General features: G+C 53.4%; 17 protein-coding genes, 1 tRNA gene, 3 pseudogenes and 1 riboswitch. Of the genes and pseudogenes, 5 read left to right on the top strand and 16 right to left on the bottom strand.

The genetic code is table 11. The features are described 5' to 3' along the window. Positions 1 to 246: 246 nt before the first annotated feature. A pseudogene (locus AC6ROY_RS12155) lies at positions 247 to 558 on the bottom strand (ABC transporter permease); the annotation flags it as partial. Between the two features lie 390 nt (positions 559 to 948). Between AC6ROY_RS12155 and AC6ROY_RS12150 the strand changes: the two are divergent. Then, positions 949 to 1,065: pseudogene (locus tag AC6ROY_RS12150) on the top strand (IS200/IS605 family transposase); the annotation flags it as partial. Positions 1,066 to 1,206: 141 nt separating this feature from the next. Beyond that, positions 1,207 to 1,353 (top strand): zinc ribbon domain-containing protein, encoded by a 147-nt coding sequence (locus AC6ROY_RS12145; RefSeq protein ID WP_500100872.1) that lies wholly within the window; start codon positions 1,207 to 1,209, stop codon positions 1,351 to 1,353. Positions 1,354 to 1,630: 277 nt separating this feature from the next. Here the strand turns inward: AC6ROY_RS12145 and AC6ROY_RS12140 are convergent, their stop codons facing one another. Continuing rightward, a complete protein-coding gene (locus AC6ROY_RS12140) occupies positions 1,631 to 5,359 on the bottom strand; it encodes a non-ribosomal peptide synthetase family protein (RefSeq protein WP_500100712.1) in 3,729 nt (1,242 codons plus the stop codon). 19 nt (positions 5,360 to 5,378) lie between these two features. After that, positions 5,379 to 7,133: a methyl-accepting chemotaxis protein gene (locus AC6ROY_RS12135; RefSeq protein ID WP_500100710.1), complete on the bottom strand. Its 1,755-nt coding sequence runs from the start codon at positions 7,131 to 7,133 to the stop codon at positions 5,379 to 5,381. A gap of 476 nt (positions 7,134 to 7,609) precedes the next feature. After that, positions 7,610 to 7,744: riboswitch (cyclic di-AMP (ydaO/yuaA leader) on the top strand. An 8-nt stretch (positions 7,745 to 7,752) separates the two neighbouring features. Between AC6ROY_RS12135 and AC6ROY_RS12130 the strand changes: the two genes are divergently transcribed. Next, positions 7,753 to 8,709 (top strand): CAP domain-containing protein, encoded by a 957-nt coding sequence (locus AC6ROY_RS12130; protein ID WP_500100709.1) that lies wholly within the window; start codon positions 7,753 to 7,755, stop codon positions 8,707 to 8,709. 129 nt (positions 8,710 to 8,838) lie between these two features. Here AC6ROY_RS12130 and AC6ROY_RS12125 read toward each other — a convergent pair whose 3' ends face one another. The 10 genes from AC6ROY_RS12125 to AC6ROY_RS12080 all read right to left on the bottom strand — a co-directional run bounded on the left by AC6ROY_RS12125 (position 8,839) and on the right by AC6ROY_RS12080 (position 19,741). Then, entirely contained in the window at positions 8,839 to 9,174 is a 336-nt protein-coding gene (locus AC6ROY_RS12125) for an antibiotic biosynthesis monooxygenase (RefSeq protein ID WP_500100708.1), read from the bottom strand. A gap of 240 nt (positions 9,175 to 9,414) precedes the next feature. Continuing rightward, the gene (locus AC6ROY_RS12120; protein ID WP_500100707.1) at positions 9,415 to 10,317 is read right to left on the bottom strand and encodes an NAD(P)/FAD-dependent oxidoreductase; all 903 of its coding nucleotides are present in this window, start codon (positions 10,315 to 10,317) and stop codon (positions 9,415 to 9,417) included. Positions 10,318 to 10,402: 85 nt separating this feature from the next. Beyond that, positions 10,403 to 10,804 carry an Rrf2 family transcriptional regulator gene (locus AC6ROY_RS12115; RefSeq protein WP_500100706.1) on the bottom strand — a complete coding sequence of 134 codons (402 nt, stop codon included), beginning with the start codon at positions 10,802 to 10,804 and terminating at the stop codon, positions 10,403 to 10,405. Between the two features lie 134 nt (positions 10,805 to 10,938). Further along, positions 10,939 to 12,537, bottom strand: a complete 1,599-nt coding sequence (locus AC6ROY_RS12110) for a helix-turn-helix domain-containing protein (protein WP_500100705.1) — start codon at positions 12,535 to 12,537, stop codon at positions 10,939 to 10,941. 59 nt (positions 12,538 to 12,596) lie between these two features. Beyond that, complete coding sequence (locus tag AC6ROY_RS12105; protein WP_500100704.1) at positions 12,597 to 13,169, bottom strand: nitroreductase family protein; 573 nt, start codon at positions 13,167 to 13,169, stop codon at positions 12,597 to 12,599. A gap of 66 nt (positions 13,170 to 13,235) precedes the next feature. Then, the gene (locus AC6ROY_RS12100; RefSeq protein ID WP_500100703.1) at positions 13,236 to 14,276 is read right to left on the bottom strand and encodes a FecCD family ABC transporter permease; all 1,041 of its coding nucleotides are present in this window, start codon (positions 14,274 to 14,276) and stop codon (positions 13,236 to 13,238) included. Continuing rightward, a complete protein-coding gene (locus AC6ROY_RS12095) occupies positions 14,273 to 15,283 on the bottom strand; it encodes a FecCD family ABC transporter permease (protein ID WP_500100702.1) in 1,011 nt (336 codons plus the stop codon). The genes AC6ROY_RS12100 and AC6ROY_RS12095 overlap by 4 nt, the downstream gene beginning before the upstream one ends. 62 nt (positions 15,284 to 15,345) lie before the next feature. Beyond that, entirely contained in the window at positions 15,346 to 16,377 is a 1,032-nt protein-coding gene (locus AC6ROY_RS12090; RefSeq protein ID WP_500100701.1) for an ABC transporter substrate-binding protein, read from the bottom strand. Between the two features lie 378 nt (positions 16,378 to 16,755). Beyond that, positions 16,756 to 18,774: a methyl-accepting chemotaxis protein gene (locus tag AC6ROY_RS12085; protein WP_500100700.1), complete on the bottom strand. Its 2,019-nt coding sequence runs from the start codon at positions 18,772 to 18,774 to the stop codon at positions 16,756 to 16,758. 136 nt (positions 18,775 to 18,910) lie between these two features. Then, complete coding sequence (locus AC6ROY_RS12080; protein ID WP_500100699.1) at positions 18,911 to 19,741, bottom strand: MerR family transcriptional regulator; 831 nt, start codon at positions 19,739 to 19,741, stop codon at positions 18,911 to 18,913. A gap of 125 nt (positions 19,742 to 19,866) precedes the next feature. Between AC6ROY_RS12080 and AC6ROY_RS12075 the strand changes: the two genes are divergently transcribed. Both AC6ROY_RS12075 and AC6ROY_RS12070 read left to right on the top strand, forming a co-directional pair. Beyond that, complete coding sequence (locus AC6ROY_RS12075; protein WP_500100698.1) at positions 19,867 to 20,019, top strand: hypothetical protein; 153 nt, start codon at positions 19,867 to 19,869, stop codon at positions 20,017 to 20,019. 444 nt (positions 20,020 to 20,463) lie between these two features. Continuing rightward, positions 20,464 to 21,012: a GNAT family N-acetyltransferase gene (locus AC6ROY_RS12070; RefSeq protein WP_500100697.1), complete on the top strand. Its 549-nt coding sequence runs from the start codon at positions 20,464 to 20,466 to the stop codon at positions 21,010 to 21,012. Positions 21,013 to 21,098: 86 nt separating this feature from the next. On the opposite strand, the pseudogene AC6ROY_RS12065 reads toward AC6ROY_RS12070, so the two are convergent. From AC6ROY_RS12065 to AC6ROY_RS12055, 3 genes and pseudogenes are all read right to left on the bottom strand, one after another. Beyond that, positions 21,099 to 21,409: pseudogene (locus AC6ROY_RS12065) on the bottom strand (staphylopine family metallophore export MFS transporter CntE); the annotation flags it as partial. Between the two features lie 142 nt (positions 21,410 to 21,551). Beyond that, positions 21,552 to 21,635: transfer RNA gene (locus tag AC6ROY_RS12060), tRNA-Leu, on the bottom strand. Between the two features lie 307 nt (positions 21,636 to 21,942). Beyond that, the gene (locus tag AC6ROY_RS12055) at positions 21,943 to 22,167 is read right to left on the bottom strand and encodes a hypothetical protein (RefSeq protein WP_500100696.1); all 225 of its coding nucleotides are present in this window, start codon (positions 22,165 to 22,167) and stop codon (positions 21,943 to 21,945) included. Positions 22,168 to 22,213 lie beyond the last annotated feature (46 nt).

The following is a 22,213-nucleotide window of genomic DNA, read 5'->3' as shown; positions in this document are numbered from 1 at the left end:
CTCATAACTTGTGCGCCTTCTCTCTAGGTATGCAATCTCCGCTCCAATGCCGGAAGCTCGTATCAAGCAACCGACACTGTACGTTAGAATAGCACACGCGGCAAAAAACAGGCAACTGCCAAGAGCGGCAAATGTTGAGCAACCGCTTACGTCTCCGGTAAATGAAAGCGGCTCCCCTGACGGCAAGCCGTTCCATTCGCGCGAGATCATTTTTTCCTGCAAGACAACCGCTTGCCTGCGTCGCAGCTATCTCCACTGACCGGTTGAGCTGACCACGCCGAAGCGGGACAACGTTTTGCGGCCAAGCCAGCCGAACAGCCGGTCCGTGCAGAAGCCCATCATCCCGAGGCAAACTAACCCGACCCCTTCATTGGACGCAATCATCTCCGCCCCGATAATCGCCATATACGAAGTTCCCATCGCGAGCCGAATGCCGGTAATCATATACGGCACCGTCGCCGGGACGATCACATGACGCAAAATTTGCCATTCATTAGCCCCCATGCTGCGCGCTGATCGTATTTTATCCTCCTCAACCGCCATCATGCCTGTACAAGTTGGACAGCTATTCTTTTCGAGCCAATTCGCGCCTTCCTGTAATTGATTTCTCCAATTACTTCAATGTACCCCAATTGTTTTCGTTCATTCGCCTCCTCCAGCTTCCGGTCGGACGATGCAAAAAACTCCCGCTCCTCTTCGCATACAACATGAGGGAATCAGGAGTCTTCAGATGTCCTATCGGCTAAACATTACAAACAGTCAGCAGAATTTGCCCCGGCCTTCAGGAGTGAAGTGAATCGGCTCAGGACAAAGTGTCTTCCGGTTCTTAGTCGTCCTGCTTTTTTATTAAATTCTCGTTGCAGTTGCTACATTAACTGGTACAATCAGCTCATGAGACAAGTGCCAACAGATTCTCTGTCTGAGAACAATGACTGCTTCCACCCACCATTCAAGCACTTAAGTTGTTTGCTTAGTCTCTGGCCGCGTTCCTGTTTCGTTCGTACAGCCGGCAACGTGTCGTCCAAAGCCATCAAACGCTACGTTGAACCGAAAGCACGGGGGTGACAATCTGCAAACCGTAACCGTTCAAATCCGCATATTTCCGAGTGATACCTCCGTGTTGATTCAAATGGGCCATGAATACGTGAAGACGGTCAACGCGCTAACGGAACAAGCAGAAGGGGCTGGCGCATTCCCTAAGCTAACATCCGAAAGACGACAAGAACAAATCGTAAACACGCCAAGAACCGAACGTACCAATGCTTCTGCGGTTTTAAGGCCCACCGTGACCGAGTTGGAGCCATGAATATCCTGCATCAACCTGTGGTCGATGGTAACAGTCGATCAGCCTAGATAGCTAGAGGCTCTGATCTAGGACGGGCTATTGGTCTAGCCTCTGACTTGGCAGTTGCACAAAACAGAAATGGTCTGCGTGCGTGAACTAGCCAAGAATCCTACGGGTTCAACCGTGTGGAGGATCAATTCACTGTTCATTTAATGAACGATGAAGTGTTACACCGATTATATATCCGATAATACCTACAAATCATTCATGAATTATAGCTGCATAAGCACAGAGCTTTGTCCGGACAGCCCGAAATCAGGCCATCCGGACAAAGCTCTTGGCAAGCTACGCCAGCACTGAGGCTTGTACACGCTGCTGCGGTACCGGGAAGTAGCCGATATACACAGCGTACGCAATCATTTTCTGAATAAAGGCAAGATCGGACGCTGCGCAAGGCAAGCTGTCGCTGCCCAGGAATAAGGACGTCCGCTCGCTGCCGTACACATAAGGGGAATCCTTGGCCCCGTCGCCTTCCAGCTGAGCCATCGCAAGCCCGAGCGCTTCGGCGTTATGCTGATTGCTCTTGTCCAGCAGCCATGCCGTATAGTCGTCAAATGGCAGCGTTTCGACGTTATAGCCGCATTTATTCACATAGTCGATCAAATCCGCATAGAGCAGCGGCTTCGGATTGCAAATATGGAAAATATGGCCGATCGCCTCAGGACGGAGCGCCAGCTCGACAATCGAGCTGCTGGCGTAGTCAATTGGCGTGAAATCGACGTACCAGTCGGCCTCCGGAGCCTTGCCGAGCAGCAGCATCGCTTTGATCATCCGGTAAAACGCGTTGCTGTCGATATTGGTCTGGAATTTACCGGTCACGGAATGGCAGGTCAGATTCGCCGGGCGATAAATACTGACAGCCAGTCCTCTTGCCGCTGCGGCTAACACAAGCTTCTCGGCTTCCAGCTTGCTGTTCGTGTATACATTGTCGACTTGCAGTTCATCCGGGTATGCATCCCGGCTTTCCACCGTTTCCCATTGACCGGACAAAGCCAGCTCCTCCGGAATGCCGATGGTCGAGATGTGGTGGAATCTGACGCCTGGCTTGGATTCGGCAAGCTCCAGCAGATGCAGCGTGCCTCTCACATTGGTTTGTTCGAATTGGCTCGCGCTGCCGAAATGCCTGACATCTGCCGCCGCATGGATGACAGCATCCGTCTCGCGCTGCAGCCGCTCCCAGTCGGCCTGTGCCAATGCAAGCTGCGGAGCCTCCAGATCGCCTTCCAGCACCTGCACCCGCTCATTCATTAACTCCAGCAAGCTGTCGCCGAAATACGCCTTCATCACGTTTTGCAGCCTTGTACCGGAGGACAGCCCTGGCTGCTTGCGGACCAGCACAATGACGCGTGCGCGGCTTTTTTTCAGCAGCTCGTACAGCAGATGCGCGCCCAGATAACCGGAAGCTCCCGTCAGCAGCACGCAATTAGGCTCTGCACCGGCGGCGTAATCGGCGCTTGTCCCCGGTATGCCTGGATATTCCTCAAGCATTTTCAGGAATTTGTCGCTCGTCTGCTCCGACGCAACCGGCTTGTCCTGGGCAAGCTGCTCAAGCTGTTCGAGCTGCTCCATCCGGGCAGCCAGCTGCTCCATCGTTTTTTCGTGAAACAAGTCCTGGATGGTCAGCTGGCGGCAATCGGGCTTCAGCAGCACCAGCACTTGCAGCAAATCCAGCGAATCCCCGCCAATCTGGAAAAAGTCGTCCGTAATATGCAGCTGCTTGCGGTTCAGGATGCGCTCCCAGGCTGCCGCAACCCGCTTCTGGGCGGCCGTATGCGGCTGCAATTCGGCGACAAACGGCGTCAGCTCTTCGCCCGACACAAGCTCGTAGGAAGCCAGCGTTTTACGCGCAACCTTGCCTGTCGGAGAAAGCGGCATCGCATCGAGCTGGGTCAGCCATTTCGGCACATAGTAGGCCGGCAGCTTCTCATGCAAAAACGTGCGGATCACGGCCCCGGACAGCAGCTCGCCGTCCTTGGACGTATAGTAGCCGACTAACGCCTGCTGACCGTTCTGCTCCTTGACCGCAATGACCGCCGTATCCTGCACATTCGGAAATTTGGACATTACATCTTCGATGGCGCCGATTTCAATACGGTGACCGCGAATTTTCACCTGCGAGTCGCGACGCGTCACGTATTCAATCGTGCCGTCTTCGAGCAGCTTCACAATATCTCCCGATTTATACACCAGCTTGCCCGGCTCGAAGGGACTCGGAATAAACGCCGAAGCCGTGCGCTCCGGCTGCCCGAGATATCCCTTGGCCAGCCCGACGCTGGCGATCAACAGCTCTCCGGGCACGTTCACCGGGCAAAGCTGCAGCTCGCGGTTCACGATGTAGACCTTGTAGTTGCCGTTCGGCTTTCCGATCGGGATATGGGTGCTTTTTTCCGGGAACGGCTTGGCGACGCGATGAAACGTCGTCCCGACCGTGCATTCCGTCGGCCCGTACAAGTTGTAGATGTCCGTGCGGTACTCGGATTTGTGCTGGAACGTCCGCACTTGCTCGCCATACAGCGCTTCGCCTGCAATCATGACGCTGCGCAGCCCGCTCAGCTTGCGGAAGCCTTCCTCCGACAGCCGAACGGCCATCTGATTGAAAAACACGGTAGGCACAGCCGGAATGACAGTCGCCTGCACCTGTTCGACGGCCAAGGCGAAGGCTTCGACCGAAACGCGCTCTTCGGCTGACAGCAGGTACAGATGCGCTCCGCAAAACAGCGCGCTTACGACTTCCCAGACGGAAGCGTCGAAGCTGAAGGAAGCAAACTGAGTCAACACGTCGCGCTCCGTTATTGCGAACTGATCGACGATAAATGCTCCCAGGTTGACCACTCCGTCATGCGCGAGCATCGTGCCCTTCGGGTTGCCCGTTGAGCCGGACGTGTAGATCACGTACGCCAGATCCTCAGGCTGCACCTCCACCTCCGGGTTATGCGCCGGATAGCCGCTCAGCTCGGTATCCGTGTCCACCGACAGGATGCGGATTTCCGTATCCGGGTTATCCGTAAGCGAGCGGGCCCGATCCAGGTACGCCGCTTTGGTCAGCATGTAGGCGATTTTCGTATCCTCCACAATATAGCGAATGCGGTCCTCCGGATATTCAGGGTCAAGCGGCACGTAGGCCCCTCCGGCTTTCATCACCCCAAGCAGGCATACAATCGTGTCCAGACTGCGCTCCATAAAGATGGTGACGAAATCGCCCTTGCGCAGCCCGCTGGCCAGCAGTCGATGCGCGATCCGGTTAGCTCGTTCATTCAACGCCCGGTACGTGTATAATTCCGCAGCGGCCGAAATGGCGGGACGTTCGGGAAATTCGCCCGCGGCCTGCTCAAACATCCGGTGAAACGTCATGCCCTGCGGGGAGTTGAAGGCCGTATCATTCAATTCGGCATACATGGCCTGTTCGCCGATTGACAAAATATCCATATTTCCAATGCTCAGCGTTTCATCCTGCAGGACAGCTGTAGCCAGCTTGAAAAAAGATTCGCTAAACCGCTGAATTCTTTTTTCTTGCAATAAAGAAGCATCGTACTCCAAGCGCAGCGCAAGCTCGCCGTCACCGCCGGTCAGCTCCCAGCCGAGCAGCTGGTTTCTTGCATCCGCCACCTTGCGGTTCAGGCTGAGGAAGGTTTCAGGTCTCCCGGCCCCCGCATTGGCAGACGGCTCCAGCAATTGTCGGCGTATAAGCTGCTTCACGTCACGGAAGGTTCGGGCTTCCTCCAATGAAACCTGCAGAGTTATCGCCGCATATTTATTCGTAGCTGTGCCGATTACAAACTCATGCTCTCCCGAATACCGGTAAAGTAATGAGATATAAGCGGTTAGTAAGACAAGTAATTGATCCTCTTCGGTCATGGCCTGATCGGACCACGTATCCACGAAGTCGGAAGGAAGCTTGATTTCGCTGTGAGCATACGTATAGGTTCTGAGGGAGCGATCAACATCCAAAGGAATCTGAAGCAGCGCCAGTTCTAGTTCTTCCCTGTTATCCGATTGTTTTGTCTCTAGGATCATATTACACCGATCTCACCTTTCAGAGTTTCTTCACTTTAAATTGCTTAATCAGCTCATGCAGTTCTTCAGCGGACGAAGACAGCACGTTGGAAGACTCGACGATCGTTTGCAGATGGTGCTTTTGCTCATCAATAGAGTGCGTAATTTCATTAGCGTTCGAAGCTGTTTTGCTTACGGCTACATTCAGCTCGTCCGCAGTCGCCGAAATTTCTTCAGCACCTGCCGAAATTTCCTGCGCAGCGCTGGAGACGTCCTGAATTTGCAGCGATACCTTTCTCGTGGAGGTCAAAATTTCGGAGAACAGCCTGCCCGTTTCTTCAGCCATAACCATGCCCTTCCCCACAACCTCTGTGCCATGGCTCATGGATTGCGCAACCTGATGAATTTCGGATTGCACCTCCTTGATCAACGCTGAAATCTGATCGGCGGACTGATGGGATTGCTCGGCCAGCTTGCGCACTTCGCCGGCAACGACTGAAAATCCGCGGCCATGCTCGCCGACGCGCGAAGCTTCAATGGCGGCATTCAAGGCAAGCATATTCGTTTGATTGGCAATACCGGTAATCAGACCGAGAATGTTGCCGATTTCTTGCGAGCGGCGATCCAGCAGGCCGACGGTTGCCGAAGTGTCCTTTACAAACTGGTCGATCACTTTCATTTGCTCAGCCATGTCTTGCACCGCCATATCTCCTTGCGACGATTTGCGCTCCACGTCGTTTGCTTCGTCGGCTACGCCAGAGGAGCTGTGGGCAATCGTCTGGATAACGCCGGAAATTTCGGAAATGGCCCGTGAGCTTTCCGTGCTGGAGCTTTCCTGGTGTTTGATGTTGTCGGCTATCATTTTGATATGCTCATTGATCGCTTCGGCATGCTGATTGTTTTCTTCCATCGTGGAGTAGAGGCTCTTCGCCGAATCGGCCACCTGGACAGACAGCTCCTGAACCTTCACAATGGTATTGTTCATCTTGCGGGTCATGATGTTAAACTTATCGTTGATAATCCCGAGGTCATCGCGCCCTGTCTTGATCTCCACGTCAAGATTGCCCGCACTCACCTGCTCGATTCCCCGAATCAGCTCCTTGATCGGCGAGAGCGTGCGTTTGACAATGTAGAACTGCACAAGCAGGATCAGCACAAGCGAACCGGCCAAAATCAACAACCCGTATGTAAGAAGCGTCTTGAGTCCATTTGGAACGGCAGAAGCATCCGCATCAACGGCAAAATAAGCAAAGATACGGCCACTGCTGTCCTTCAAAGGATAAGCAATCGTGACCCAGGTGCCGAGCGTGTCGTCATATACGGTGGAAAATTCGGAATTTTGCGAGGCCAGCATTTTGGTCACCGTATCAACGACGACCTGCGGCTGCTCGTACATATCGCCAATCCCCAAATTCCCCTCCTTCAACGGCTGCACCAGATGCGTCGGCACCGCCGTGATGGAGGTTTTGTTCCCGTCCTTCAGCTCCGTGCCGAAAATATAGGCTTGGGCAATCGTCGGATTGTACTTGCTCGCCGAATCCATCAAATCGCGCAGCTCGGCCTGCACAGGGCCGTCATAGCTTTTTTCCTGCATGGCTTTCTGTACCTTGCCAATGTCAATTTGCTTGAACCAGGCTGCGGTAACCGTTTCGATCTGGTTGTGAAGCTGCTTGATCAGTATCGACTTCTGAATAAAGTAGCTGGAGATAATCAGAAGCGCCCCAATCAGGACAATGTTGATCGATGAAAGCAGCAGATTTTTTGCATAAAACGACATACCGGTTTTCTTGTCCATGTTGATGCGGTTCCTCCAATATAAAATAGATTTTAAAGGGATCTAACGTGTTGCGAGTATCCTCCCCCTTTGCGGCCAAAACAAATGTCGCTGCACCGCCGTCAGTTTACATAATTCGACAAAGTTCAGGACATTTTTTCCATTATACCATAATTTACTTCGATGTCTTCACCAATAAATGGGACACGCGGTTTCCACATCTGGAAGCCCCCGGATAAATCGCAATCCGTCAGGGACAATCGTCCCCCTGAAGCTCGGAAATCCTCAACGAAAAAAACCGAAATTTCCGCGTTTTGACGCGGAGTTTCGGCTTTTTTAGGTCTAAAAACGTATAGGCGCAGTCCTGCTTTTCTCAATTTTGAACGTATTGTAAATTTTAACATGGAAACTTTTACGGGATGCTTCGCCTTGTGGATCATGTTACTATGAGGCAACCGCAACGAACGGCTCGCTTGGGCCAGTTCGGGCGGACAAAACTAAACGAAAGGCCGAAGCTTCTGTAAGAAGCGCGGGGAACCCACGATTCAGGGGTGAAGCCGCATCTGCGGCCGGGTGATTGCTCTTTGACCCGAACCCGTCAGCTAACCTCGCAGGCCAACATAAGGAGAGGATGGATGTAATGCGTTTCAAAAAAACCGTTTTGACAGGTGCGCTCGCCATTAGTGTCGTTGCTGGAGCAGGCTCTGCCTTTGCAGCGCCGACGACTGCTCCGATCGGACAGGATCTCATCGCGAACCGTCTTCAGCAAACGTACGGATTGTCGCTGAACGAGCTGCTTCAACACGTTCAAGGCGCTAACCTTCGCATAGTATGCCCGCAATTGCAAGGCAATTATCCGGGCCTGCAAGACTTGTATGGCGGCGGCTTCTTCGGGGGCTATACGCCTGCTCCGGTGACGCCGGGCTCTGACGCTGGAACGCCGGACAACGGCTCCGTTCCGGGCTCTGACGCCGGAACGCCGGACAGCGGCTCCGTTCCAGGCTCTGACGCTGGAACGCCGGACAACGGCTCCGTTCCAGGCTCTGACGCTGGAACGCCGGACAGCGGCTCCGTTCCGGGCTCTGACGCCGGAACGCCGGACAGCGGCTCTATTCCGGGCTCTGACGCCGGAACGCCGACGCCAGACACGGGAACGGCTCCGGGAACGCCGGCAGGAGGCACAGAAGCGCCGGCAGCGCCAAGCGCGCCGTCCGGTACAGACACGGCCTCTGCTTACGCTGAGCAAGTGGTGACAATCGTGAACGCCGAGCGGGCCAAAGCCGGCTTGTCGCCGCTGACGAGCGACCCGGCGCTTGCCAATATGGCGCTGGATAAAGCGAAGGATATGTACAGCCGCAATTATTTCGATCATACGTCGCCGACTTACGGCTCTCCATTTGATATGATGAAAACTTATGGCATTAACTATTCATACGCCGGCGAAAATATCGCCAAAGGACAACGTGATCCGCAAGAGGTTATGACTGCCTGGATGAACAGTGCAGGCCATCGGCAAAATATAATGAGCCCGAACTATACGAAAATCGGCGTTGCTTACTACAATGGCGTTTGGGTGCAGGAGTTTATTGCGAATTAAAGAAACGAAATCGGTTGATGCCTTAGTCTCATGAGCAAGCTCTAACACCCCTTTCCTCCGAACGAGTCGGAAGCCATGACGGCTTCCCCGTTCTGGAGTAAGGGGTGTTTGGCTATCTGTAACTTTTCGCTAAGCTTCGGAACCGGCAGCTTGACCGACGCGCGCTGCTTTCAATTCATACATATTAACAGTGGTGCTAATGACAAAGTCCGGAGGCGTGCGATCCTTCTGGTTGCGATGCCCCTCGATATGCTCCGGGCTTCGTTCCCAGTTTTTCCACGCTTCCTCCGATTCCCAGCGAATCATGACCAAAACCTCATCCATATCCTTGCTGCGTTTATTTACCATGACGCTAATATCGAGCAGGCCGGGCATCTTGTCCATCGCACCCGGCCGACTGAATCGCTCGATGATTGTATCGGCATGTCCCGGCTTCGCTTGAATCGTTCTCGTCTGAATCAGCATGCTAGAAGTCTCCTTTGCCTGGCTGGTATACTTGCATCCGTGTTTTCGCGGTTGCTTTTCTTGCGATAATCGAATTCTTCAGCTCCGCTGAAAACTTATACATTCGATTATCTTAAAATATACCTGCCGCAAGCAAAAAGCTGAATGGATTATCCGGCGGCGGCATAGACGATTTGACCGGCTGCCCTCCAGACACGGCTCCCTGCGAGATCAGCCACGAACGTCCGCGCTCCGTTTTCGTTAAGCGAAATCGTCCTCCGTCAGCTCCAAATTAATGGCGGCAGCCGCTCTGCTGCCCGCTGCGGCGGCAAGGATCAGCTGAGAAGGCATCACGTAAGCGGCATCCCCTGCGGCGTACAAGCCCGGAACCGTGCTTTTGCCCCACTCATCGGCGGCAATCCCGCCCAGCTTGTTCACTTCATACTGCAGCGACGCTTCAAAGGACGCATGCGGAAGCCATTCAGGAGCAACAAACCCGCCCGTTCGCTCAATGCGGGTCCCGTCAGCGAATTCCACCTGCCGCAATTTCCCTGCTTCGCCGATAAACGCGGCCACTTCCTGCTCGGTCACCTCGATCCGTCTCGCTTGCAGCAGCAGCTTCTGTTCCTCGCTCAGCACCGCCTGCCCGTTCGTGCAGATAACCAGATTTTGACTCCAGTTATAGAGCAGCTTCGTCAGATGGAATACACTCGGCTGTGTCGAGACAACGATCAGCGGCTGATCCCGAAGCTCCCATCCGTCGCAATAAGGGCAATTAAACAAGCTCGTTCCATAACATTCACGCAGACCCGGAATGTCCGGCAGCACCTCGCGGAGACCTGTCGCCACCAGCACCTTGCGCGCTTCAAGCCTTTCCCCGTCCCCCATACTCAGAGTAAAGGTATCGCCGCTCCGCTGAATATCCGCCGCCTTCCCCACCCGATGCTCCACGGACGGATACCGCAGCACTTCCTCGTAAGCGATACGCCGGAATTCGGATGGAGTTACGCCATCCCGGGTCAAAAAGCCGTGTGAAGCATGCGTCACTTTATTTCTCGGCTCGTTATTGTCCAGCAAGGCCACCTTCCTCCGGGCTCTCCCAAGCACAAGCGCCGCATTTAAACCGGCAGGTCCTCCACCAATAATGACACAATCATAGATCAACGTCAGTTCCTCCTTTAGTTCAATGCCCAAATAAAAGACTTAAAAGATTCTTTATATCTCTGATTATATAAAAAATAGCTGTGGCTTAGGGAGCCACGGTTATTTTTTTGGCAAGCTCAGATAGTTTTTGCCGCTCCAAATATTGCTCAAGCTCTTCTTCCGCCGACAGCATCACCTTCTGAATGAGGCATCCGTCCCCATGATCCAGCCCGCAATCAAATAAGGACGCCGTGCCTTCAATCGCATGAATAATATCGAGAAACGAAAGATTTTCCCAGTTCCGCTTTAACGTATACCCGCCGTTAGCCCCTGAAACCGATTCGATCATGCCGGCCTTGACGAGCTTGGTCAATATTTTGGATAAATACGTAGGGGAAACATTCTGCCGCTCCGCCAGCTGCTGCACGCCGACAGGCTTATTCGGACTAGCGGCCACGAGAAACAGCATCGTGTGCAGGGCGTAATTGGTCGCCTTCGAATATTTCATCCAACCATCCACCTCAATCAAGGATTTAACATGTCTATAATATACTTTATAATTCCCTGCTGTCAACTGCCACAAAGCCTGCCATCCGGCCCTGCCCGGGGCAACAAGTCCGACATACGTACGGGAACAAGCCGCTACAGCTTTCCCTGCAGCAGCTCGTCCATAATCTGATGCTGGCCTAGCGGCGACCAGCTCCGGCCGATCCAGTTCGACGCCAGCCGAACCCGGCGGCTAACGTCGAGCGGCGTCCCGCCGCAAGCCGCGCCCGGCTGCAGCCGTGTCAGCAGATCGGCCTCGTTCTCCGATTCCTCCCGATTATCGTACACATACAGATGATCCGAATCAAGCGTCGGCGCCTTGTCCAGCTCAAACTCCAGATAGGGAAGGTCCAGCGGCACCCGGTAGCTGGGCTTGAGCCCCAGCTCCGTGTACAGCAGCGTATTCATCGGATGCTGGACGATTCCCTGCACCCTGACCTTCCGGCTATACAGACGCAGGAAGCAAAAGGTTTCATCTGTGCAAGCCGAGTTAAGCAGCCCGCGCAGCTCCCGGATTCGGCGCTCCACCTGCCCGATATTATGGCCCGCCTCCTGCTCACGGCCTGCCAGCTCCGCCAATTTCCGATGAGTGGTCCGCCAATCGACCGTAAAGCCGAGCATCACGGTCGGCGCAATCTGCTTCAATTGCTCATAGATCGGCTGGTGCCGGCAATCGGCGACGATCAGGTCGGGTCGCGCCTGCTTCAGACTCTGCAGCTGCTGCCGAATCCAGGCAGCGCTGGCTTCCTCGATCCGGCAGCCGTCATCCCAACCGTTCATAACCGCTACTGGCTCCACACCCATCGAACGAAAGCAGTCCTCATAGCGGAAGCTTGACGCCACCGCAATGCGCAGCTCCTTCCGCTGCACGTACATACAAGGCGAAAGACCGGTTTCCCGCTTAAATACGCGGCTGAAGTAAAATTCGTTGCCGAAGCCGACCGATTGGGACACAGCCTTGATTGTGACCCGCCCTTCCTCCAGCAGCCGCTTGGCCTGATTCATGCGAATGGCATTCAAATAGTCCATGGGCGACACGCCCTTCGCCCGCTTAAAGCTGCGGGAATACGAAGTAGGCGTCAGACCCGCCAGGCTCGATAACGTCTCCAGCTTAATCCGCTCCTGGTAATGCGCATGCAAATAAGCGGTGCTGCGCTCCAGACCGTCCGCCTCCTGCAAGCTTTGCTGCAGCGCTTCAGGCCCGGACGCCCCGTCATGCAGCAGCGGCAGCAGCGCATCGAGCAGAAGCTGCGGCGCCTGCTGTGCGCCGGCGTTGCCTGCCTCGCCAGCCTGATGGAATTGCTCCAGCAACTCCATTATTTTCCCGGCGGCGCTTGCCTTCAGCAAACCTGGAGGCAGCCAGGCAAGAGCCTCGTTCGCCCCGCACGGGGAGCAGTCCCACCCTCCTCGCCGCTTATTGACGGTCAGCGTCCGGAGCGTCAGCATATAATATTCGACGCCGCTGGCTTCTGGCAGCAGCTCCACTTGCATCCATGCGCGCAAAAACAAAATCTGCTCCGGCTGCGCGGCAAGGACTTGGCCGTTCAGACGAAGCAGAGCTGTTCCCCGCGCGACAATCATAAGCATGTCGCAGGGAATGGTTCGGCGCAGCAAGGTTTGCCGCGAACGACATACCCGTTTGCGGAACGAAGATAAGCATAGAAAGGAATAAAAGGAAGCACGGTAAGACGGCATGATGGCTCACCTTCATTGAGAATTATTATCATCAACTCCAGTATAGCCTGTTCTCGCGTCTAGTGAAAGACCGTCAGCACATTTTCAGCCGGAATACGCTCGCTTGCCTTGGGCACGACCTGCGGATAGCCGATATGAAGCGCGCCAACAATTTTTTCCCCCGGCTGCACCCCCATGGATGCGCGAAACTCGGGACTATAATTGTAATGATTTGTTTTCCAGACGACGCCAAGCCCTTGCTCCCAGGCCGCCAGCTGGAAATTTTGAATCAGACAGCACACGGCTGCGTAGTCCTCATCCCATTTTTTTTGGCGCGGGTCCTCCTTCTGCAGCACGAGCAGATGAGCGGGGACCGCTTCAAGGTACTGCTTTTTTTTCTCGCCGTATTGAGCCCGCTCCTCCGGATCATACGTCTGCACCATCGCTTCAGCAAAGGCGCGTCTCGCATCCCCCTGGAACAAAATAAACCGCCACGGCTGCCGCTGCTCGTGGTTCGGAGCCCAAACTGCCACATTCAGCAGCTGCAGCAGCAGCTCCTCATCTACCGGTGTATCCTTGAACACCCGAACCGTCCGACGCGACCGGATCAGATCGGCCACCGGCGTTTCTCCAGCTTCACTTAACCTTTTCAACAATGGCTCACCCTCTCAGCATGAATAGCGGCTGGCGCCGCCTGCAGCGGAATGTCCGGCCCAGGCTTACGCATTCCGGCTTGTATACAACAAATAAATGAAAAACGGCGCGCCGACAGCCGACGTAAACACCCCGACAGGCACATCCAGCGGCAAAAACAATGTCCGTCCAGCCAGGTCGGCCAGCAGTACAATGAGCGCCCCAAGCAGCGCCGACACGGGCAGCAGGCGGGCAAAGTTCGAGCCGACCAGCTTGCGCGCCATATGCGGGGCAAGCAAGCCAACGAAGCCGATGCCTCCGGCCACAGACACCGCCGACGCAGCCAGCCCAACGCCGAGCAGCAGCAGCAGCAAACGGTTCCGTTCAACGGCGCTGCCTGCACTGACCGCCAGTGCATCGCCCAACTGGCCGATATTAACGTGTCTGGCGAGCATGAAGGCCAGCGGCAGTAAAATCAGCGTCCAGGGTAGCAAGGTCAGCACATTTTCCCAGTTGGCCGCATAAATGGAGCCTGTCAGCCATACATAAGCTTGGCTGGCGTCATTTTTTGGATTATAAATGACCATCATCGTCGTCGCCGCAGACATCAAGGCCGACAGGCCGATGCCGATCAGCACCAGCCGCACAGGCGCCGTCCCTTTTTTCCATGCCAGCATATACAACGCCGCCGTCACAATCGCCGCTCCCAACAGTGCAAATGCCGGCAGCAAACGGATGCTAAGCTGGCCTGCTCCGTAGGTGAGAAACATGACTGCCGCCACGGAAGCGCCGCCGGTCACCCCGATAATGTCAGGAGACGCGAGCGGATTGCGCAGCATCCCCTGCAGCAGCGCGCCTGCGCCCGCCAAGGCTGCTCCGATGAGCACGGCCGTGACGATTCTCGGCAGCCGCAGCATTTGCACGACCATAACATGGGCCTGCTCCCCGAAGCCAAATGCAGCGCGGAGCACAAGCACCGGCGAGATGACCATATCGCCGAGGGCCGCGCTGAGCGTAGCCATCATGACAAGCAGCGCCAGCAGCACAGCCGAGATCCTCACGGCTTTGTTGCGGAGCGGACTCTGTGACGGACGGATAGCCTCCTTGGCTCGCGTCAAGCTGTTCATGACCGGACCAGCCCCCTCCGCGCGATATAAATGAAAAATGGCGCGCCGATCAACGCGGTCATCACGCCGGCAGGCACCTCCTCCGGCATGATCAGAAAACGCGCCGCCAGATCAGCTGCAACAAGCAGCAGCGCGCCCAGCACAGCGCAATAGGGCAGCACCCAGCGATGGTCCTGTCCGGCCGCAAAACGCGCCATATGCGGCACGACAACCCCGATAAACCCGATCGGACCGGCAATCGAAACCGCGCCTCCCGCAAGGATCAGCACGATAAGCCCAACCCCGGCTTTAAGCCAGGCTGTACGCTGCCCCAGTCCCCGGGCTGTCTCCTCGCCAATCGTCAGCACATTAAGCTGCGCGGACAGCAGCCAGGCAGCCGCTGCGCCAAGCGCCATATAAGGTCCGGCGACCATCAGCATATCCGGCTCGCGGCCCGCAATCGTACCGGTCAGCCAAAACATGACCGAGCCAAGCCCCTGCTTGTTCAGCACGAGAATCGCCTGTGTGAAGGAAGAAAATAACGCCGTAATCGCCGCTCCAGCCAAAACCAGCTTCATCGGCGACAAGCCCTCCCGCCCCAGCGAGCCAAGCACATAAACCGCAACCGCCCCCAGCGCCGCTCCGGCAAAGGCCAGCCACATGAGCGCCTGCATCGACGACATCGAAAACACCACCACGGCCATCACGACCATGAAGCTCGCTCCGGCATTGACGCCCAATATACCTGGCGAAGCGAGCGGATTGCGGGTCAGCGTCTGCATCAACGCGCCGGCCACAGCCAGACTCGCTCCGACTGCAGCCGCAATCAACATCCGCGGCATCCGGGTCGTTCGAATGATCATCTGCTCCATCACCGACTCGTCATAATGAAATGCGGCCGACCAGCCGACGGACGGGCTGTAGGTCGCCACACCGAACAATAGGCTTGCGACCACTGTCAGGAGCAGCGCCACACAGCAAACTGCCAGCCCGACGGCTCTCCAGCCGGTTGTTCTTCTTGCTGTCATTGGCCTATCTCCTTGTCCTCTCGTGATGAACCCGACTCGCCCGCTGCCACAGAACGAATACTTCACTTAATCTGGAAATGCTTGTATAAATCGTCCAGCATCGCATTTGCCGCCAAAGCTCCCGCGCTCAAATTCCAGCTAATCACATCCACCGGAATATGGTGACCAGCCTTCACTCCCTTGAGATTTTTCCACAGCGGATGCGAGGTCCAGGCATCGTAAGCCTGCTTGTTGGACAAATCCCCTTCCGAATAACGGGTCACATCGAACATATAATCGCCGTCAAGCTGCGCCATCTGCTCCTTGGATGTCAGGTTTACAACCGCTTTGCCTTCCACCTGCTGCGCCTTCGGCCGGGCAAAGCCCAGCTCCTGAAAAATCGTCCCCGCAAAGCCGGTCACGTAAAAACGGGTGCTGCCGTCGCTTTCGAAACGCATAATCGAAACCTCGGTCGTACCTGGCATGTTGCCTGCCCTTTGCTTAAAATCGGCTACCCGCTTGTCCCAGTTCGTCAAAATTTGCTCCGCTTCCTTATCCTTGTACATCGCGGCCGCGCCGAGCTTCAGGTTTTCCTTCCAATCAAACAAATTTTCGGCCATTACCGTCGGCGCAATAGCGGTCAGCTGGGCCAAAATTTTCTCATGACGGGTTTTCACTCCGATAATCAGGTCCGGCTTCAGTGCAATAATAGCTTCCATATTAGGTTGAGTTTCTTCACCTACACTTTTGACACCGTCCATTCTGTCACGCAGAAACTTGTACCACGGCTTCTCTTCCCACGATTCCACAGCGCCGACCGGTTTAACGCCGAGCGCAACAGCATTGTCCACCATTCCGTTAAACAACACAACGACCCGCTCCGGCTGCTGGGTCAACGTCGTCGTCCCCATCGCGTGCTTGATTACTTTTTCCTTGCCTGCCCCCGTCCCGCCTGCTTCCGGCGCCGCCGTTTTGGCCGCACCTTCGCTTTGCTTTGCTGCAACGGCCGGTTCCCCAGCACCGACTGTACCGCCTGAGCCGCCTGAGCCGCCTGCTCCGCAAGCTGCCAGCGTCCACATCAGCAGCACAATCATACTTAACCGTAAAGCCCTCATCCTTATGTCCTCCCCCTGGTTGACCGCCAAATCATTGAAAATCATTATCACTAAATTATATTAGAGACTGGCCTTCGCTTTGTACATGAACGATTATATCCGTTTTGTGTACGCATTTTATCCGTCCAAAACCACGGCATGCAATGCCGCCGATTTTTTGCGAGGACAACATGTAGAACCTCTCCAAGAGGAATCGCCTTTGTAAAGCTTAAGTCGGTTCAACTATCGGACGCGGCTCAAGCATTTATCAAGTTGCTTCATTCAAAAACAACCGCTATGGAACCTGAAAAACCTCCGGCCAGCTGACCGGAGGTTTCCATAATCGCGCAATCCTTAGTAAGGAGGTTTCGCTACACCGCAACGGTAAAATTCAGCCGGCTAAAGCTTAAATTTATCCATTTGCGTCCGAAGCTTCTCTGCCATGTTGGCTAGCTCTGCGGAGGAGGAAGCAATCTCCTCCATCGAGGCCATTTGCTGCTGGACGGCAGCCGAAACATTTTCGGATTCAGCCGCAGTTTCGCTGGCGGAATCGGCGATGAGGCGAATCGAGTCAACCAGGCTGCCAGTGCAGGAAACAATTTCCTCGGCCGCTGCCGAAACGTTTCGAATGCTGTCTGCAACCTGCTCAACAGATGAACGGATGTGCGTAAACAGTTCGCTTGCCGCTTCGCCTGCTTGTCTGCCTTGAGCAGCTTGCCCTACAGTCTGTTCAGACGCGCGAAGCGTACGCTTGATCTCAAGCTGAATGCTCTCAACAAAGCCGGCGATTTGCTCCGCGGATGCCATCGACTGTCCTGCAAGCTTCCGGATTTCATCAGCTACGACGGAAAAGCCTCGACCAGCCTCGCCAGAGCGCGATGCTTCAATGGCTGCGTTCAAGGAAAGAATATTCGTCTGGCGAGCAATGCTGCTAATGATGCCCACAACCCCGCCAATTTTGGTAGACAAGCTGCTGAGGTCTTGAATGGTGCCGGACAACTCACGAATGCCGAGCTCCATCTCGTCCATTTTGCTGCCAAGCGTATTCATAGCCGCAGAGCCGTCTTTTGCCAAGGTAGTGGCCTCAGAGGCGATCGCTGATACATCTGAGCTATGTGCTGCAACGCCGTTAATTTGTACCGCAATATTTTCCGCTGCATCGCTGCCATCCTGTACGCTGGACGTCTGCCGCTCCGAGCTTTCAGCCACAACCATAATGGCCTCCGAAATATTCTGCGATGCATGTGCCCCTTGATCGGCGCCTGCCGCAAGCTGCTTTGCCGATTCAGTCAATTGCCCGGTTAAGCCTGCAACGTCCTTCATTAACTGATGCATTTGCTCGCCTGCCGTATTAAAGGAATGAAGAGCTGCGCTAATATCGTTTTTGCCTTTGACGGGAATGCGATACGTAAGATCGCCCTGCGCCAGCAGATCAATGCCGTGTGTTAATTGACGAATAGGATGTACGATTCGCAGCGCAATCAGAATACTGAGCAGCAGCGCTCCCACAACAATGATTAACCCTACGATGAGTAGAAGCTTGAGCAACTCATTAACCGGTTTTAAAAACTCGCTCTCATTCACATAAGTAGCAACGATCCAATTGAGATCCGTTTTGGTCATATAAGCAAGCTGCTCTACGCCTTCTTCCTGGAAATGAATGGCCTTGTAATCGCCCTTCACCGCTTGAGCAAATGCTTCGTTTAATACAGGGATACCCAAATCAGCAACCTTTTTGTTTAAAATAAAAGACTCCTCGGGATAATAAATAAACGTTCCATCCGCAGTCGTCATAAGCGCTCTTCCCGTCGCGCCTTGTTCAAAGCGGGCAATGTTTTCGACGACGTCATTAATCGGATAGCCTGCTGTATAAAAGCCGACAGGCTGGCCATCCTTCAGGATCGGAGCGCCAATTCCCACGCCCAGCTTATTATCTACTTTAGAAATAAGCGGCTCAGAGACGTAAGCGCGTCCTGCCTGTATCTCTTTTACATAAGGACGCTGAGATAAATCAAATTCCTTGCCTGTGGAGTCCATGGCAAACTTGCCCGTCGCATCAGGCGAATACAAAATCGTTGTAAATTCAGGATGCAGCTTCTGTGCCTTTGTAAGCAATTGGATCTGCTTCTGTTTGTCGTTACCCAGCTCTGCTCCTTGCTCCGCAAGCATTTTAATGATAGTCTGCTTTTCTTTCATTCTGCTGTCAACTTCCTTGGCCAGCAGCCTCGTATTCAGCTCCATTTGCTTCTCTGATTGGCTTCTGACCTCACTGGAGGTAGGATTGTAGAACGTAAACGACAAAACCGAAACACAGACAAGGACGGTGAGCAGTGTAGATAGCACAATTCGCCCCGCCGTTTGACGAATAGAAGAGAATGTTAGTACGGCACGAATGATGCGCGAGTTTTTGAAAGCCATGAGCTATCCCCTTATTATAGATAATAATTACTTAATACTATATCGGCAAAAGGGATGAGACTTTTTAACCATAAAGGCACTCCTTCGACAAATTTCCACTCTTTTTTTAGGTAAAAAGTCTATATAACTCCACAGCTCACATCCTCACGTCGGAGGGCTCCTTAATCTGAACCATAATTCTGACCAGATAATCCTCCGGCTTTTGCAGCGACACCTCATCCTGCAAGTACTCCTCGTAGGCATCGCCGATGATAACATATTTCATCTTTTCTATGCAATCAAAGATTTGCGGATAAATTTTATCCGTATCTCCATAATCCGCCCTCGTGTACGAAACCAAGTAAAATCCCTCCGACATATAGTGTTGCTCTTCAGAATGAGTTTCCATGCGACTAAACATATGGGACACCATGTCTCCGTTTCTCTTCAGTAAATCCGCCTGCTCAACAATAACGCCGTTCGGATATCCGATTGGCGCATGTTCTCTCTCCAGACGCATTTGAAAATCATCCCAGAGAGATTCGGAAAGGTCCGTCTTGGAGGCATGAATACGGCGACTCAGCAGCAAAGGAATCCCGGGTTGCCAGATCACCTTCATCCGGCTTGTGTTTACATGAATCGAATGCTCAATTCTCTCTGCTTGCAGGCTTATCATTTGCCGGGTTCGTTCAAGCTTGGCCATCTGCAATTGAACAATCTCCTCCTGCTTGCGCAGAAGCTCAAGCAATCGAGCAGGAGTACGATGGCCCAGATGCTCACGAATTTCCTCAAGGGACATACCGAGCTCCTTGAAGACATGAATCACTCCCATTGTTTCCAGCTGGCTGCGATGGTAATAGCGATATCCGTTATCGGCAACAAAAGCCGGCTTGAACACCCCGATACGATCATAGTAAATCAGCGTTTTGCGTGGAACCTCTGACACTTTGGAAAAAGCGCTAATGGATAGCATGTCGGCTCGATTCATCGCTGCCTCCCTAGAAATGGAAAATCGTATTGACTGTATAGTTACTATACAGTTTATGATAGCACGTATTGACACATTTCATCTACATGCTGCAAAAAGCTTACCTGCTAAAAAGGAGATTTTTTATGTTGAGAAAATTGCTCCAAAGTGTGAGAGATTTCAAAAAAAATGCATGGCTGACTCTCTTTTTTTTGCTTGGGGAGGTTGCTATGGAGGTCATGATTTCATGGTTAATGGCGGAATTAATCAATAAGGGAAGTAGTGGAGGAACTATATGAGCCCGATAACTAAATATGGCTTGATTTTGTTGCTATTTGCGCTGATATCGCTTGTGTTTGGCGCACTTTACAGAGGGCGAAATCCTTGATGATGGCATCAATATTCGACGCATTCGAAAGGCTGATTTACGCCGCTCACTAGGAATTGTATTGCAGGATACTCATCTTTTTTCCGGGACTGTGGCCGATAACATTCGTTACGGTCGCCTGGAGGCGAGTGATGAGGAGGTTATACAAGCAGCCAAGCTGTCTCATGCGGCATCAAGAACAATATGCGGTCGCCACCCTGATAACCATTATCTCTATTCTTGCTTTCATTATCGGGTGCTTTTACAAAAATAAATGGATTGAACTATTTTCAAGATCGGGGAAGGAAGAAGGAAAAGTGTAGTACGCCTTTTCAACTGCTTCACAAAACCATGAGTCGAAAGAGAGGAACTACCCATGAAAATCCTTGAAACCAATCGCTTGATCTTACGAAATTTTTCCGTGACAGATGCCCAAGGCTTTATGGAATATGCGGCGAATCCCAGAGTGAGCTGCTTCCTTGGCGATCAAGCCTCTACATTAGAAGAAGCCGTTGCTAAGCTTCAAAAAAGAAGTAGTGAAGACTCCTATCTTGCAGTCTGCTTGAAGGAGAGCCCTGAGCTTATAGGGGAACTGTTTTATATGCATGAGGAGCCTGATACGTTTAGCATAGGATGGAACTTCAATCGCAGGTATGAAGGAATGGGATACGCTCGTGAAAGCGCGGAAGCTCTCCTCCAATATCTATTTACACAAAAAAAAGCCAGAAGGCTTTATGCGTATGTTGAGGACGATAACGTAAGATCACAAAAGCTATGTGAAAAATTAGGAATGCGTAAGGAAGGCTGCTTTATGGAGTTTATCTCCTTCACCACCAACGAGGATGGAACACCCAAATACGAAAACACCTTTCAATATGCTTTACTCAAAAGAGAATGGCTCGAAAATGCTGGCTGCCGGCGCTGAAAAGGCGCCATGCACCCGAGCTTAGCCTTGCTGATCGCTTGCGAGCAAGCTCGGGGTCAGCTTATGAAACGGACGGATCGCTTCGTTTAGCAGCCGGGTCGCCGAACATAAGTGCACAGGAGCATCGACACGCCCACCAAAGCGCAATCATTTACATCGAGGAATAGGAGGTCAGATCCGCGACAGGCCCCATCATAACCCCTCCCAGCGAGACGCCTAAATCAGCCGTAGCGACAAATAATCCAATTAACATGTTGCGACTCGCCTGAGGCAGCACAAAAGACAAGTACGAGGTCAGCGTCGGATAGAGAAGCGCTTGAGCGCCCCCCATGACGACGATCCCTATACAGAAGAAAAACACGCCACCCGTTAAAGAAAAGCTTACACATAGCGCCGCTACGTCCGCGTAATGGTGGAAAATCTGCCACATGCGAGAGTCATGCTCTTGGATCGGGTACGATAAGGTATCAGGAGGGGTTTGACGTAAATAGATAAGTCTGAAACAGCAAAAAACCCTTGCTGTACAAGGGTTTTTCTGATGCGCTCGAGAGGACTCGAACCTCCACGGCTGTTACCCCACTAGAACCTGAATCTAGCGCGTCTGCCAATTCCGCCACGAACGCATATCCTATTTATTTCGTCCTTTATTAGGGGACAAGACGTATAATATCATCGTTTGATTCGGATGTCAAACGATTTTTTAATATTTTTTAATCCGCGATCCACCAGCTATAGATTGCCCAGATGATAAGTCCCCAGATCGGAATCGTAAATAAAATCCCGTAGATGGTTCCCCGAATTGCAGAGCCCTGCTTCATCCCACGCCACCTTCCCCTGACGCTGTCATCCCAGGTACTACGATATGAGTGCCGCGGCGAATTTATGCTTCTTGCCGTCCCCTGTCCCCCGCTCGATTGGCTCTGCGCGGCTTCATCCTTCCAAATAAGCCCGAACCGCCTGGTTGGACCACTCCGCCAACTCCTCGCGCGTTAATTGCTGCGGAGCATGGAACAGCAGCGTACCGGACATACGGCCCTGCGCGTCGCAGGCGGCATCAGGCATAATCACTTCACCGCTAACGCCCCGCTCTGCCGGATGCACACGCAGCAGAAATCCACCCGCAAGCCGGATCAGCTCCGATTGCCTCTGCTCCATCCAAGTCACCGCCCTCAAGAAAATGCGTTTAAAACTAGCTTTCCCT

It is taken from the genome of Paenibacillus sp. sg306046, from assembly GCF_059821225.1.
Note: the sequence above shows the minus strand (reverse complement) of the source record. Positions and strands in the feature narration are given on the sequence as shown.

Coding starts and splice junctions, on each gene's coding strand:
- AC6ROY_RS12140 (WP_500100712.1), bottom strand. CDS start 5,359: ATGATCCTAGAGACAAAACAATCGGATAACAGGGAAGAACTAGAACTG.
- AC6ROY_RS12135 (WP_500100710.1), bottom strand. CDS start 7,133: ATGGACAAGAAAACCGGTATGTCGTTTTATGCAAAAAATCTGCTGCTT.
- AC6ROY_RS12130 (WP_500100709.1), top strand. CDS start 7,753: ATGCGTTTCAAAAAAACCGTTTTGACAGGTGCGCTCGCCATTAGTGTC.
- AC6ROY_RS12125 (WP_500100708.1), bottom strand. CDS start 9,174: ATGCTGATTCAGACGAGAACGATTCAAGCGAAGCCGGGACATGCCGAT.
- AC6ROY_RS12115 (WP_500100706.1), bottom strand. CDS start 10,804: ATGAAATATTCGAAGGCGACCAATTACGCCCTGCACACGATGCTGTTT.
- AC6ROY_RS12110 (WP_500100705.1), bottom strand. CDS start 12,537: ATGCCGTCTTACCGTGCTTCCTTTTATTCCTTTCTATGCTTATCTTCG.
- AC6ROY_RS12100 (WP_500100703.1), bottom strand. CDS start 14,276: ATGAACAGCTTGACGCGAGCCAAGGAGGCTATCCGTCCGTCACAGAGT.
- AC6ROY_RS12095 (WP_500100702.1), bottom strand. CDS start 15,283: ATGACAGCAAGAAGAACAACCGGCTGGAGAGCCGTCGGGCTGGCAGTT.
- AC6ROY_RS12090 (WP_500100701.1), bottom strand. CDS start 16,377: ATGAGGGCTTTACGGTTAAGTATGATTGTGCTGCTGATGTGGACGCTG.
- AC6ROY_RS12085 (WP_500100700.1), bottom strand. CDS start 18,774: ATGGCTTTCAAAAACTCGCGCATCATTCGTGCCGTACTAACATTCTCT.
- AC6ROY_RS12080 (WP_500100699.1), bottom strand. CDS start 19,741: ATGAATCGAGCCGACATGCTATCCATTAGCGCTTTTTCCAAAGTGTCA.
- AC6ROY_RS12075 (WP_500100698.1), top strand. CDS start 19,867: ATGTTGAGAAAATTGCTCCAAAGTGTGAGAGATTTCAAAAAAAATGCA.
- AC6ROY_RS12070 (WP_500100697.1), top strand. CDS start 20,464: ATGAAAATCCTTGAAACCAATCGCTTGATCTTACGAAATTTTTCCGTG.
- AC6ROY_RS12055 (WP_500100696.1), bottom strand. CDS start 22,167: ATGGAGCAGAGGCAATCGGAGCTGATCCGGCTTGCGGGTGGATTTCTG.